Raw genomic sequence first — 12542 nt, forward strand, 5'->3', positions numbered from 1 at the left:
CTCTGCCCGGCCGGTTTGCGCGTTGGATCGCCGCGCTGTGCTTCTGGAACAGGGCCGCGCGGACCGACGCCGACGAGTCGTCCGCCCGCTGCTGGCCCGACGTCCCCAAGAGCGGCAGCTTGAACAGCCTGAAGGCCGCCAAGGCTCCGACCACGAGCCATAGTGGGCGAACGCCGATCCAGGAGCGCGGATCGCAAGGACGTCAACCTCGCGACGGATGCCGTTCGGCCATATAGCGTCCCGGCGACGCCCCAAGCGCCTTTCGAAACATGGTCACGAAGCTGGGCGTGCTCTCATAGCCCAGGTCCGTCGCGACCGCCTGGATCGAGACGCCGCCGGCCAGCCACTTCACGGCCAGCACGACGCCCAGTTGTTGGCGCCAGCGTCCAAAGCTCATGCCGGTTTCCCGGGCGATCAACCGCATCAGGCTGCGTTCGCTCAGTCCGGCCCGCCTGGCCCAGCTGGCCAGAGTTCCTCGCGCCGCCGGCGCGGCCATCATCTCGTCGACGATCCTGCGCAGGCGGGGGTCGGCCGGCATGGGTAGGTGCAGGTCCTCGACCTTCGCCGCGGCGAGCTCGTCGAGCAGCACGACCACCAGCCGCGAATGGGCGCCGCCTTCCTCGTACAGATAGGGCAGATGCGCCGCACGGATCAGGAGTTCGCGCAGCAGGGGCGTCACCGACACCGCGCAGCACGCCTTGGGCAGGGCTGCCCCGACCTTCGGATCTATGAAGGCGTTATAGCCCTCGAGCGCGCCGCTGGCCTTGACGGCGTGCAGCGCGTCCCCGGGGATCCAGAGAGCGCTGCGCGGCGGCACGATCCACAGGCCGCCCTCGACCTCGCAGCTGAGCGCACCCCGCTGCACCAGGATGATCTGGCCCTTCCTATGGCGATGAGGGTCGATCTCGATCCCGCCGACGTCCTCCATCGCCACGCCGAAGGCCACGATGGGGCGAGGCACCTCGTCGGGTTCGATCCAGGTCTCGCCCGCATCCGCGCTGGTCAGGATCGGCATGTCGGACGCCCGAGGCGGCTGGGAGCGATGGCAAGATTGGATAACATTCTGGCCATCCTTCGGAATGACGCCAAGTCCGCGCCCGTCTATCCGGGCTGCCGGAAGAAGTCGAGACCGCGCCGGCTTCGCGCATCGCAGGAGGATATCGTGACCACATTGGCCAGCGAACGAGTCGCCGAGCTGTTGACCCAGTTGCACCGCGACGCCGAGGCTTCGGATCGCGAGCATCTCGAAGCCATGGTCGAGACCTTCGGGGCGCAGGACGCATCGATGGAGACGCTGATCGTCGAGATGATGGCCGAAGAGCGCGCCGACTACCGCGCGATCTATCACCGCTATGCCGACAACTACCTGGCGGTGACCCCGACCTATGGACGGTTCCTCTACGCCATGGCGCGCGCCTGCAAGGCGAGCCGTATCGTCGAGTTCGGCACCTCGATGGGGATTTCGACGATCTATCTGGCCGCGGCTCTGCGCGACAATGGCGGCGGGCGGCTGATCGGCTCCGAGTTCGAACCCGGCAAAGTGGCGCGCGCCCGTGGCAACCTTGAGGCCGCGGGCCTGGGCGATCTGGTCGAGATCCGTGAAGGCGATGCGCGCGAGACGCTGAAGGACGTCGGCGGAGATGTCGATCTGCTGCTGGTGGACGGCGCCTTCTCGCTCTACCTAACGGTGCTCAAGCTGGTCGAACCCCATCTGCGGCCCGGCGCCGTGGTCCTGGGCGAGAACGCCTTCGATCCGGACTATCTCGACTATATCCGCGCGCCCGCCAATGGCTACCTCGCCCAGACGCTGCCGCTCGACGAAGGGCGCGGTAACGTGTTCGCCGTCAGGGTGGCGTGATGGCGAAGATGACCATCTCGCTGCGGCCGAAGCCCGGCCCGCTCGCTCGGCTGAGCAAGGCGCTTACAAGCCTGGTGATGAAGCGCGCGACCGTCGTCGTCGTCGAGCCGCTGGCCCCTGACTTCCGGCTGATCACGTTGGAGGGGCCCGCCCTGGCGGGCGCGACCTGGACGCCGGGACAGAAGATCCAGATCGCCATGGGTTCGGCGTTCGCAGCGCGCACCTACACCCCGATCGCCTGGGAAAGCTCGCAAGGCCGCACCCAGCTGCTGGGCTACGCCCATGGCGACGGGCCGGGAAGCGCTTGGCTCCGAACGCTCAAAGCCGGCGTCGAATGCGACCTGTTCGGCCCGCGTCCCTCGCTGGATGTGGCGGGCTTGGCAGGACCGGTGACCGTCTTCGGCGACGAAACGTCGATGGGCCTGGCCCATGCCCTGTCGGCGCAAGGCGGCGCCTGCACCGTCTCGTGTGTCCTTGAGGTCGGCGACGTCGACCACGCCAAGACGGTCGCAGCGCGCCTCGGCTTGAAGGAGGCCATGCTGTTCGAGAGGACGCCCGATGACGCGCACCTCAAGGCGGTGGCGGCCGAGTTCGCGTCACGGGCCGCCGCCGGCGCCGCTTTCGTCCTGACCGGAAGGGCGGGCGCGATCCAGAAGCTCCGCCAAGGCATGATGCATCAGGGCGTCCCGTCGGGGCGTGTCGCCGCCAAGGCCTATTGGGCGCCCGGCAAGGTCGGTCTGGATTGACGCAAATCCCGACGGTCGGTGGAAGTCCTTGCGGATGTAGAAAGGCGCAAATGAACCTTCTCGGTCTTGCCCAGCCGGCCTACACGTCCGAATGTTGGCGGCGTTGCGCCAAGAGCCATCGGCTTGGTTCGTTGGACCGGACGAACCACGCTAACATCTACGCGACCAACTGGGGAAAACCGTCAGATCGCCAAACAGTACGACTCGCGAAAAAACGCGAAGGTTGGCAGGTGCTGGTTATTGCTGCGCGTAGAGACGCCAGGAAAGCGATCGGATCGGCGACCCCGGCGGGTCCGTCGATGCTCTACGCGCGAACTAGGACCGACGGGCGTCCTTGTCCCGTCGCCAGCTGTCGCGCTCGGCGAAGATCTTCTGCATCTCCGCCATGTTTTCCGCGCCCCAGGCACATAACGGCTCGAGCGCCAGGGCAAGGCTCTCTCCCAGCGGCGTCAACGTGTAGTCGACGCGCGGCGGCACTTCCTTATAGTCGGTCCTGAGCACTACGCCGTCTGCGTCGAGCTCCTTCAGCTGCTGGATCAACACCTTGTCGCTGACGTCGCGCACGGCGCGCTTCAGTTCTCCGTAACGGGTCGGTCCGCGCAGCAGGAAGTACAGGATCAGCGGCTTCCACTTGCCCGCGATGATCCGCAGCGTGGCATCGAGCCCGCAGGTGAAACCGGGAGCGATGGGCGCTGGCTTAACGACGGCGGTTTCGAGCGTATCGGACATTTTTTGGTACTTACCAAAAGGTGCATACTTGTCGCTGGGTATGTGAAGGGCCAGCTGCGTGCAACCACGAATTGGAGGCGCGTATGAACAGACTTGAAGGCAAGACCGCCATCATCACCGGCGGCGGTACGGGCATTGGCCTCGCATCGGCGAAGCGCTTCATCGCGGAGGGCGCGTTCGTCTACATCTTTGGCCGGCGGCAGGAGAAACTAGACGCCGCGATCGCCGGCCTTGGCCCTAACGCCCGCGCCATTGCCGGATCGGTGAGCGACGCCACCGACCTGGATCGGCTGTTCGATGCCGTGAAGCAGGAACGCGGCGCGCTCGATATCCTGTTCGCCAATGCCGGAACCGGCGCGCTTGTCCCGCTGGGCCAGATCACGCCTGCCCATTATGACGAGACCTTCGACGTCAATGTGAAGGGCGCGATCTTCACGGTGCAGAAGGGCCTTGAGCTCATGCGCGAGGGCGGCTCGATCATTCTCACCGGCTCGACGACCGGCGTGATGGGCACGCCTGCGTTCAGCATCTACAGCGCCTCGAAAGCCGCTGTTCGCAATCTCGCGCGCAGCTGGGCGCAGGACCTGCGCGGCACGGGAATCCGTGTCAACGTGCTCTCGCCCGGACCAACCCTGACCGAACTCGCCGCCGAGGTCGTTGGCCGCGACGCCATGATCGAGATGGGGGCGACCACGCCGATCGGGCATGTCGGAGACCCATCGGAAGTCGCGGCGGCCGCTGCGTTCCTGGCGTCTCCCGACAGCAGCTTCATGACGGGCAGCGAGCTGTTCACCGACGGCGGCCTGGCTCAGATTTAAGGCTGCCTGCCAGCGGGGCGATAGGCGGCTGCCGGCCGGCCATCGCCCCGCTGGCGGCTGGCTTGTGTTTTGAACGAGGCGTCCGAGGGACGATCACTCTGGTGCGATGATCAACTTTCCCTTCGGCGATCCCGTCTTTGCAAATTCGGCGATCGCCGGGATAGCCTCGGATAGCGGCACGGTGCGGCCGATCACCGGAACGAGTATGCCGCGCTCGGCGGCTTCGGCAATGCCCGCGAAGCTCTCCGGCGTCGGGTTACCGAAAACCAGATGGTGGCGTGACGAGAAGAGGGAGCCGGCCCATTTGGCAAGGTTGGGTACGATGTGCAGCGACATGCCAGATGGCTTCAACATGACGCCGCACTGGCGCAGCGACAACGCACCGGCCGTGTCGAAGACGACGTCGAAGCGACGCGCGAATGCATGGACCTCGAGCGCGCGATAGTCGACCGTCTCACTGACGCCCAGCGTCCGAGCCGCCCCGAAGTCCGTTGGACTGCAGGCGCCGACAACGCTTGCGCCGCACATGCGCGCTATCTGCACCGCCGAACGGCCAACCGCGCCCAGGCATCCGTTGACGAACACCATCTGGCCCTCGCTCAGCTTCGCCTTCGCGACCAGCGCGGTCCAGGCCGTCAGGCCGACAATCGTCAAGGCGGCGGCTTCCTCGAACGGCATGCCGGCGGGCTTGATCCCTATATTCTGCGCGTCGGCGACGACATAATCGGCCATCGCGCCTGCTTTTGGAATGGATGTGACGCCGATGACCTCGTCGCTCGGCTTGAACCCGCTCCCCCCCGGTCCGACGGCTTCGACGACACCGGCGAAATCATGGCCCAGGCCGCGCGGGAAGCGAGACCCCGAGAGCATCTTCATCGCACCGCGCCGGATCTTCGCATCCATCGGGTTGAACGAAGCCGCCATGACCCGAACACGAACCTGCCCCTTCCCGGGCTCGGGCAGCGGCACGTCGTCGAGCCGCAATTCTTCGGTTCCGCCGTATCGCGAATACTGAATCTTCTTCATGAGCGCTGAAGTCCGTCATCCCAGGGTAGAGGCGAGAAGCTCGGAAGACCGTCACCCATGACGGGGCGATAGCTCCGGGTGTTGGTCTGTCCTTGACGGCCACGCCAGCCAGGAGGCCAGACCGACCACGAGGGTCCCCAGAACCTCGAAGTAGATCTGCGGTGGAAAGTCATCGAGACTCTGGCCGGCCTTGAGAAACTCCGGATCGGTCCAGGCGACACCCGGAGCGAAGAAGGCGCCCGCCTGCGCCCAATACAAGACGCCGCCGGTGATGGTCGCCGCCAGGATATTGGTCCGCCGATCACCCGATCGGCGCCAGGCGAAGAAGAGCGTGGCCGCGGCGAGTAGGACCCCGAACGCCAGGGTCTGTCCGTCGTGAAACTTCGCGTGCGGCGGCCAGCGAGGGTTGAAGATATGACTGCCGTTCCAGTCGGCGACAAAGCCGCCAACGGCGATCCCGACAGCGTTGATCGTGAAGAGGCATCGCGCGACGAGCGGTCTGTTCATGGGAGGCTTTTCCTTCCGGCGCCCGCCCCCCTGGACAGCGCCCTTTGGTTCGCCTTAGACGCTAGGCGCGCTCTTTCAGACGATCTATGCTCATTCGTCCGCAGTATGTTTGGGATCGTCCAAATGGACCCTTTGTCCGACGTGATCTCATTCCTGCAACTGCGGAGCTACCGCGTCGGGGGCTTCGAAGCCGGCGGGCGTTGGTCGGTCGGGTTCGAGGGGTACGCGGCTATCAAATGCTATGCCGTGACCGAGGGTAGCTGCTGGATCGCGGTCGAGGGCGCCGGTGAGCCTAAGCGTCTCCGCCAGGGTGATTGCGTGTTGCTGCCGCACGGGCGACCGTTCCGGATCGCGAGCGACCTTGCGTTGCCCCCAGACGATTGGCGAGGTCACTTCCTCGATGCCGGCGAAGGCGCGGTCGTCAAGTTGAACGAAGACGTCGGGGTGGCCATGCTCGGCAGTCATTTTCAGCTTGCGGGCTGGCAGGCCGAGCTGCTGCTCGACGTGCTGCCACCCATCCTCCATCTGCAGGCGCAAACCAGCCACGCGAAATTACGGTGGGCCTTTGATCGACTGCGCGAGGAACTGACCGAGTGTCAGCCTGGCGGCATCCTGATCGCCCAGCAGCTGGCGTGCATGATCTTCGTACAGGTGCTGCGCCTCTATCTCGGCGAGGGCGATGGCCGGGGCTGGTTGTTCGCGCTGTCCGACAAGCCTGTGGGGACGGCGATCGCCGCGATGCATCGCCAGCCCTCGAGACGCTGGACCGTGGCCGAGCTGGCGGATCTGGTCGGCATGTCACGATCGAGCTTCGCGGCCCGGTTTCGGGCCCTGGTTGGCGATGGGCCGATCGAGTACCTCACGCGCTGGCGAATGCTGCTCGCCGGACGGGGCCTCTCGCGCGGTGAACCTGTCAGCAAGATCGCCTGCTCCCTTGGCTATGAGTCCGAAAGCGCATTCCGGACGGCGTTCAAGCGCGTAACCGGACGAACGCCCCGCCATCACGCTCGCCTGGGTGCGTCGGCCTAGCAATCGCAAGGGGACGGTAATAGGCCCGCCTCAGCGCTCGCCCAGGGCCAGGACGACCAGTCTTAAGCGCTCATCGCGTGCGCTCTGCCGGATTCGGCCCGCATGCTCCAGCTGGGCCAGGCCATGAAGGGTCGCCCAGAAGGTTTCGGTCATAACCTCGGCGACATCCGGCGAGGAATCGATGACGGCCGCCAATGCCGCAAAGGCGTCTTTCAATTCCGGCCCGGCGTCCGCTTCGGCGAACCGCAGGCCCGTCGGCATCGTGAACATCGCTTCGTAGAGCGCAGGATGCTCGCGGGCGAAGACGAGATACGCCGAAGCGACGTTCGCGCGTGCAGTCCGACGACCGGTTGATCCTTGCGCGGCCTGCCGTAGGGCCGATGCCAGATCCCGAAAGCCCTCGGTGGCGACCGCCGTCACGATCGCATCCCGGTTCTCGAAGTGCGAGTAAAGTACGGGCTGACTATACTCGATCTCCTCCGCCAGGCGGCGGATCGTGACTGCGCTCCACCCCTCGCTTTCGGCGATCGCCCGCGCCGCCGCGGCGATGCGGCGCTCTCGATCCGCGCGGTCCCGTCCCTTTCTTTCGGCGATGCTCAATCTCACCTCCAACACCCAAATCGCGCACGAATTATATCGCCGCTTGAAAATATAGCAATGCTAGATTATCTGCATCTTCGACACGGAGGTGCTTATGTACTGGTTTTCAATGGGGGTCGCGCTGCTCGCGGCGCTCGGGATCATCGCGATCGGCGTTATGTATCTTTCCAATCCAAAGACGGCGATGCGGAGCTTCGGGCTGCCGCTGCCTGAGCAGGGCTCGAACATCGCCTGGTGGCTCCGCCTCAAGGGCGTGCGCGATGTGGCTGCGGGGCTGGTCGTGCTTGCATTGATGCTGTGGGGTGAGCCGCGAATGCTCGGCGTCATCCTGTTGATCGAAGCGATGATTCCGGTAGGCGACATGTCGCTCATTTTCGCCGCGAAGGGTTCGACTGGAAAGGCGCTCGGCGTCCATGGCCTTACGGCGGCTCTGATGATCCTGGCGGCGATTCCTTTGGTGACGGGGTGGGTCTAAGCTGTTCCTGTCGGACATGTCCTGGCGTCCCGGCAAAATAGCTGGCGACGATGCCCGCAAGTCATCGGCTCAAGGCCGTCGATCGACCCGGCGAAGCCAGAAGATCTTGCGAACCTGGGTCGGCATGTCCTGGGTCGCGGCCCGATCCGCGATCGTGCCGATGGGCGCGACCTTGGTGCGGCGCAGGCCCTGCAGGAACACCAGTCGGGCGACCTGGAAGGCGTAGGTCTTGGGGGCCCGGATCGCCTCGACGTCTCCAGCTTCGCCAGAATCGCATAGGCCTCCTGCACGACAACGGCATATGCATCTGCCAGGCTCGCGCTTCTACAGAGCGGATCTTGGCTCGGGGCCGGAAGGCAGACATCGTCTGAGCAAGTCGCATGCCCAGCTGCAGCGGTTGGCGGCGCACGCGCAGGCCGACGACCCGTTGTGACATAGGCGGGAAGATCCAGATCGCCCTGGCCCGAAACGGGTGGCGGGCTTATGGGCTTGGACATGGCGGGCCCTGCGCGGGGTTACGGCCTCATCAACTCCGGCTCGATCCAAAGGTTCGGCGCTGCTCGTTTGATCATCGCACCCGGGTATTGGCCGCCCTGCGGGAACATCTGGTCAGCCGCCGCCGTTGGCCTTCCTGCGCGGCGCGGCGCCGCCAACGAGGAACAGCGAAGATGGGCGAGACGGCAAACACCGAGGGCCGAAAGGACAATGCGGCGCTGCCACCGGGCGATCGCCCCGGACTGGTTTCCGCCAAGGACACGGTCAAGACGGGCAAGGCCGAGCAACGCTCCGCCGGGCCGGACGGACCCGACGCCGCTGAAGTCGGCGACACCTTCAAACAACCCAAGCCTTAGCGGGCCTAGGCCGAAGCCCGCCGGCCTTGGCCTCAGTCGGCCCCGTTGCCCGGGTCGTCGGCCGTCGGGTCGCTGGTGGCGTCGGTCTTCTTGTTCGGGTCGGCGGCCGGCGGCGGCGGCGCTTCGAGCCCTGCCTCCCGGACCGGCGCCGCTTCGCCAGGCTTGCGATCGCTCTGCGCGCCGGCCATCAACGTTGCCCCGAGCCGGGCTCGGCCATTTTACGGTGCTGCTGCGCCAGCACGCTCTGCGGCGTCACCGCCGCCATCAGCTCGTAGCCGATGCCGGACGAGGCGCCAGTCACCACGGCTAGGGGGCGAAGATCCTCGATCATCATGCGGCTTCCTTCCGCCAGTCGGGCTTGAGGACGACCTTGGTCACCTCGTTCTGGTTTTCCTTGAACATCTTGTAGCCGTCCGGCGCGCTCTCCAGCGGCAGGCGGTGGCTGATCAGGAAGGTGGTGTCGATGACGCCTTCGCCGATCAGGTCGAGCAGCGGGCGCAGGTACTTGTGGACGTGGGTCTGGCCCGTGCGGATCTGCAGGCCCTTCTCCATCAGCGCGCCGATCGGGATCTTGTCGCCCATGCCGCCATAGACGCCGGGGATCGAAACGCGGCCGCCGGTGCGGCAGGCCATCAGCACCTCGCGCAGGACGTGGGCGCGGTCGGTGCCAAGACGGGTGGCGACCTTGACCGCGTCGACGACGTTGTCGAACGAGAAGCCGTGGCTCTCCATGCCGACCGCGTCGATGCACGCGTCGGGCCCGATGCCGCCGGTCATGGCCATCAGGGCCTCACGGACCTTGACGTCGTGGTAGTTGATCACCTGCGCGCCCATCGACGCGGCCAGGTCCAGGCGGTGGGGATGATGGTCGATGGCGATCACCTTGTGTGCGCCCTGGATCAGGGCGCTCTGGATGGCGAAGAGCCCGACCGGGCCGCAGCCCCAGACCGCCACGGTGTCGCCCGGCTCGATTTGGCAGTTCTCGGCCGCCATCCAGCCGGTCGGCAGGATGTCGGACAGGAACAGCACCTTGTCGTCCTCAAGCCCGTCGGGAATGACGATCGGTCCGACGTCGCTATAGGGCACGCGCACATACTCGGCCTGGCCGCCGGCATAGCCGCCGGTCATGTGGGAATAGCCAAAGAGGCCGGTCATCGCCGTGCCGTAGGCGATCTCGCCCAGGTCCTGGGTCTCGGCCGGATTGGAGTTCTCGCAGCCGGAGAACTGCTGTTTCTCGCAATGGAAGCACTTGCCGCAGGCGATCACGAAGGGGACCACGACGCGCTGGCCCTTCTGCAGGGTCGAGCTCGGGCCGGTCTCGACGACCTCGCCCATGAACTCGTGGCCCAGGATGTCGCCCTTTTCCATCGAGGGGATCATGCTGTCGTAGAGGCGCAGGTCCGAGCCGCAGATGGCCGTCGAGGTGATCTTGATGATGGCGTCGCGGGGGTTGACGATCTTGGGATCGGGCACGGTGTCCATGCGAACGTCGTGTTTGCCGTGCCAGGTCAGGGCGCGCATGGGCGTCTCCTAGAAATAGGGTGAGGAATCAGCCTTGCGGCGCGGCGTCTTGGAACTTGGCGGTGGAGATCTCGCCGGTTTCCATCAGTTGCTTGAAGCGGCGTAGTTCGCGGCGGGCCTGGATCTTCGGCTCCTTCTGAAAGAGCTTGGCGATCAGCTTGCCCAGATCACCGCCAGGCGGCTCATAGGCGATGGTGGCGGTGACCTCCGTCCCGCGACCGGGCGGGGCATCCTTGAACGCGATCCGGCCGGCGTTCCTGATGTCGGCGCCCTCCACCGACTCCCAGGCCAGGACCTCGTTCTCGACCTCCTCGGTTAGCACGCTGTCCCATTCGACCGTCTTGCCGGCCGGCGCCTTGACCACCCAGTGCGAGCGGCGATCGTCGCCGGGCGTGACGCTTTCGACATTCTCCATGAAGAGCGCCAGATTGCGAAAATCGCGCCAGAACGCGTAGAGCTCCGCACGGGGACGATTGATGGTCACGGTGCGCCCGACCAGAGCCGCCTTATGCCAGCCGCGCTCCTCGGCGACCTCGTGGGCGATATCGCGCTGATGCACGGCGGCCGTCAAAGGGGCGTCGCTTTGCAGCGCGCGGGCGATCGTCTCATCGGACATCGTCGATCTCCTGGGGGTTTGGAAAGATCAAGTGGGCCGATGCGCCTGTTGTTCCGACGGCCAAGGTCCGTCGCGCCCCAACCCATCAAATGAAGGGCGTCGTGCTGCGCCCCCTCGATTCCTCAACGGTTTCAGCGGTTTTCCCGCCTGCGGCCGGCGCCGAGTCTCCGACATTGGAACGCACACTCGAACGCCTCCGTTTGTGCAGCTCACGGCCTCCCTGGCGAGGTTGACGCAATACGACGCTTGCAGGCGGACACCGCACTCAGCGCCCGGGCCCGCGCCTCGCAAACGGTTTGGAGTGACAGGCATGTTTGGTGGTGAGCGACTGTCCCGCCTGGGCGACTTCAGCCCGCAATTCCCCGACGCCGACGCCCTGCACAAGGGCCTGGCCCACTGGAACCACCACCGGCTCTCGCCGCGCGCGCCAGCCGTCGACTGGCGGGAAGAACTCATCGACGAGGGCAAGATGAGGCGCCTGGAAGGCGAGTTCATCGAAGCTTTCCGCGATCACGTCGCTCCCCTCGTCGACGAGGTCCCACAGGACGCCGAAGGCTTCGTGGCCTGGTTCGAAACCCTGAAGGACCACGGTCCTGGTCAATGGGATCCGCTGTTCGACTGGCTGGAGGGCGCGGCCTCGTTCGAGGATCTCAAATGGTTTCTGACCCAGGAGGCCGCCGGCGAGGCCGGCTTCGACGACCTGGTGGCCCTCACTCAGGTCAAGGTTTCCGACCGCGCCAAGCTTGAGCTGGCCCGCAACTACTGGGACGAGATGGGCCGAGGCAACGCCAAGGGCATGCACGGCCCGATGCTTTCGCGAACGACGGCGACCCTGGGCCTGACGCCGACCATCGACACCACCCTTTGGCAGTCGCTGTGCCTGGCCAACACCATGACCGCATTCGCGACCACCCGCCGATACGCTTGGCACTCGATCGGCGCCCTCGGCGTGGTCGAACTGACGGCCCCGACGCGCGTGGCCTGCGTCGACGCTGGTCTGAAGCGCGTCGGTGTCTCGCCCGAAGCCCGGAAGTATTTCGCGCTCCACGCCCAGCTCGACATCGAGCACTCCAAGGCCTGGAACGCCGAGGCGCTCATCCCGCTGGTGTCGGAAGATCCGTCGCGGGCCCGGTTCATCGCCGAGGGCGCGATCATGCGCCTGATCTGCGGCGAGCAGTGCTTCGACACCTATCGCGCCCACCTCTGGGCCCACACCCACCCGCTCGTCTACGCGGCCGAGTAGGGAGGCGTCGATGGCGTGCGTGTTCGAGGTTTCCCCCTTCGACGGAGGCTGGGCGGTCAAGCTGTGCGACACCGGCGAGGTCCTGTTCTTCGAGACTGGCGGTCAGGCCGAACGGGAAGCCAGACGCCTCGCGGCGGCGCATCCTGGCGACGCTCGCGTCCGTGTGCTGGATCTGCGGCGCGCTCTGGTCGGCGAGTGGCCCGCGCCGCCCGTGCTCCCGGCCAGCTTTCCCTACGCGCTCGGAGCTCCGGCATGAGCGGCCAGATCCTTGCCCAGCCCCTGCGCCCGGCAGGCCAGCGCACGATTGCCCAAGCCGCACCGCCCATGGTGCGCTTCTCGATCACGCCAACCCAGCAGGGGATCTGGCTCTGGCGGACCTTCGATCAGGCCGGCCAGCTTCGCGCCCAAGGCCTGGCCTCGACCCGCAAGCAGGCCGCCGCCCTCGTGATCCGCCAGATCCTATTGGTGAGCGCCCGCGGCGCCACGCCCCCCCTTCCTCATCTTTCCGCGAAGGCGGCCTGAA

The 12542-nt window shown here is 66.1% G+C and carries 19 protein-coding genes; 9 read left to right on the forward strand and 10 right to left on the reverse strand.

The features are described from left to right. Positions 1 to 202: 202 nt before the first annotated feature. Positions 203 to 1015, reverse strand: a complete 813-nt coding sequence (locus MZV50_RS22650) for an AraC family transcriptional regulator (protein ID WP_252631591.1) — start codon at positions 1013 to 1015, stop codon at positions 203 to 205. A gap of 147 nt (positions 1016 to 1162) precedes the next feature. Between MZV50_RS22650 and MZV50_RS22655 the strand changes: the two genes are divergently transcribed. Together MZV50_RS22655 and MZV50_RS22660 are read left to right on the forward strand one after the other, a co-directional pair. Further along, complete coding sequence (locus MZV50_RS22655; protein WP_252631592.1) at positions 1163 to 1858, forward strand: O-methyltransferase; 696 nt, start codon at positions 1163 to 1165, stop codon at positions 1856 to 1858. Further along, entirely contained in the window at positions 1858 to 2604 is a 747-nt protein-coding gene (locus tag MZV50_RS22660) for a siderophore-interacting protein (protein WP_252631593.1), read from the forward strand. The genes MZV50_RS22655 and MZV50_RS22660 overlap by 1 nt, the downstream gene beginning before the upstream one ends. Before the next feature lie 315 nt (positions 2605 to 2919). Here the strand turns inward: MZV50_RS22660 and MZV50_RS22665 are convergent, their stop codons facing one another. Next, on the reverse strand, positions 2920 to 3333 hold the full coding sequence (locus tag MZV50_RS22665) for a winged helix-turn-helix transcriptional regulator (RefSeq protein ID WP_252631594.1): 414 nt from the start codon (positions 3331 to 3333) through the stop codon (positions 2920 to 2922). An 83-nt stretch (positions 3334 to 3416) separates the two neighbouring features. On the opposite strand from MZV50_RS22665, the gene MZV50_RS22670 reads away from it, so the two are divergent. Beyond that, positions 3417 to 4151 carry an SDR family NAD(P)-dependent oxidoreductase gene (locus tag MZV50_RS22670; protein ID WP_252631595.1) on the forward strand — a complete coding sequence of 245 codons (735 nt, stop codon included), beginning with the start codon at positions 3417 to 3419 and terminating at the stop codon, positions 4149 to 4151. A 93-nt stretch (positions 4152 to 4244) separates the two neighbouring features. Here MZV50_RS22670 and MZV50_RS22675 read toward each other — a convergent pair whose 3' ends face one another. Together MZV50_RS22675 and MZV50_RS22680 are read right to left on the reverse strand one after the other, a co-directional pair. Further along, on the reverse strand, positions 4245 to 5177 hold the full coding sequence (locus MZV50_RS22675) for an NADP-dependent oxidoreductase (protein ID WP_252631596.1): 933 nt from the start codon (positions 5175 to 5177) through the stop codon (positions 4245 to 4247). A 51-nt stretch (positions 5178 to 5228) separates the two neighbouring features. After that, positions 5229 to 5684, reverse strand: coding sequence for a DUF6640 family protein (locus MZV50_RS22680; RefSeq protein ID WP_252631597.1), 456 nt, complete (start codon positions 5682 to 5684; stop codon positions 5229 to 5231). Positions 5685 to 5807: 123 nt separating this feature from the next. Here MZV50_RS22680 and MZV50_RS22685 point away from each other — a divergent pair, with 123 nt between their 5' ends. Next, positions 5808 to 6713 (forward strand): AraC family transcriptional regulator, encoded by a 906-nt coding sequence (locus tag MZV50_RS22685; RefSeq protein WP_252631598.1) that lies wholly within the window; start codon positions 5808 to 5810, stop codon positions 6711 to 6713. Between the two features lie 30 nt (positions 6714 to 6743). Here MZV50_RS22685 and MZV50_RS22690 read toward each other — a convergent pair whose 3' ends face one another. Further along, positions 6744 to 7313, reverse strand: coding sequence for a TetR/AcrR family transcriptional regulator (locus MZV50_RS22690; RefSeq protein WP_252631599.1), 570 nt, complete (start codon positions 7311 to 7313; stop codon positions 6744 to 6746). A gap of 94 nt (positions 7314 to 7407) precedes the next feature. On the opposite strand from MZV50_RS22690, the gene MZV50_RS22695 reads away from it, so the two are divergent. Further along, a complete protein-coding gene (locus MZV50_RS22695) occupies positions 7408 to 7788 on the forward strand; it encodes a DUF4267 domain-containing protein (protein ID WP_252631600.1) in 381 nt (126 codons plus the stop codon). Positions 7789 to 7857: 69 nt separating this feature from the next. On the opposite strand, the gene MZV50_RS26535 is transcribed toward MZV50_RS22695, so the two are convergent. Beyond that, positions 7858 to 7989 carry a hypothetical protein gene (locus MZV50_RS26535; protein WP_289781888.1) on the reverse strand — a complete coding sequence of 44 codons (132 nt, stop codon included), beginning with the start codon at positions 7987 to 7989 and terminating at the stop codon, positions 7858 to 7860. A gap of 467 nt (positions 7990 to 8456) precedes the next feature. Between MZV50_RS26535 and MZV50_RS22700 the strand changes: the two genes are divergently transcribed. Next, positions 8457 to 8639 carry a hypothetical protein gene (locus tag MZV50_RS22700; RefSeq protein WP_252631601.1) on the forward strand — a complete coding sequence of 61 codons (183 nt, stop codon included), beginning with the start codon at positions 8457 to 8459 and terminating at the stop codon, positions 8637 to 8639. A 32-nt stretch (positions 8640 to 8671) separates the two neighbouring features. Here the strand turns inward: MZV50_RS22700 and MZV50_RS22705 are convergent, their stop codons facing one another. From MZV50_RS22705 to MZV50_RS22720, 4 genes are read right to left on the reverse strand one after another with little or no spacing between them, the layout of a single operon-like run. Continuing rightward, entirely contained in the window at positions 8672 to 8827 is a 156-nt protein-coding gene (locus tag MZV50_RS22705; RefSeq protein ID WP_252631602.1) for a hypothetical protein, read from the reverse strand. Beyond that, positions 8827 to 8973, reverse strand: a complete 147-nt coding sequence (locus MZV50_RS22710; RefSeq protein WP_252631603.1) for a hypothetical protein — start codon at positions 8971 to 8973, stop codon at positions 8827 to 8829. Before MZV50_RS22710 ends, MZV50_RS22705 begins: the two co-directional genes overlap by 1 nt. Then, complete coding sequence (locus MZV50_RS22715; RefSeq protein WP_252631604.1) at positions 8970 to 10160, reverse strand: zinc-dependent alcohol dehydrogenase; 1191 nt, start codon at positions 10158 to 10160, stop codon at positions 8970 to 8972. The genes MZV50_RS22710 and MZV50_RS22715 overlap by 4 nt, the downstream gene beginning before the upstream one ends. 28 nt (positions 10161 to 10188) lie before the next feature. Continuing rightward, the gene (locus MZV50_RS22720) at positions 10189 to 10776 is read right to left on the reverse strand and encodes an SRPBCC family protein (RefSeq protein WP_252631605.1); all 588 of its coding nucleotides are present in this window, start codon (positions 10774 to 10776) and stop codon (positions 10189 to 10191) included. A gap of 310 nt (positions 10777 to 11086) precedes the next feature. On the opposite strand from MZV50_RS22720, the gene MZV50_RS22725 reads away from it, so the two are divergent. From MZV50_RS22725 to MZV50_RS22735, 3 genes are read left to right on the forward strand one after another with little or no spacing between them, the layout of a single operon-like run. After that, complete coding sequence (locus MZV50_RS22725; protein ID WP_252631606.1) at positions 11087 to 12019, forward strand: iron-containing redox enzyme family protein; 933 nt, start codon at positions 11087 to 11089, stop codon at positions 12017 to 12019. Between the two features lie 19 nt (positions 12020 to 12038). Further along, a complete protein-coding gene (locus MZV50_RS22730; protein ID WP_252631607.1) occupies positions 12039 to 12275 on the forward strand; it encodes a hypothetical protein in 237 nt (78 codons plus the stop codon). Continuing rightward, positions 12272 to 12541: a hypothetical protein gene (locus MZV50_RS22735; RefSeq protein ID WP_252631608.1), complete on the forward strand. Its 270-nt coding sequence runs from the start codon at positions 12272 to 12274 to the stop codon at positions 12539 to 12541. The genes MZV50_RS22730 and MZV50_RS22735 overlap by 4 nt, the downstream gene beginning before the upstream one ends. The last annotated feature ends 1 nt before the right edge of the window (position 12542 follow it).

Source organism: Caulobacter segnis (genome assembly GCF_023935105.1).
Taxonomy (GTDB): domain Bacteria; phylum Pseudomonadota; class Alphaproteobacteria; order Caulobacterales; family Caulobacteraceae; genus Caulobacter; species Caulobacter segnis_B.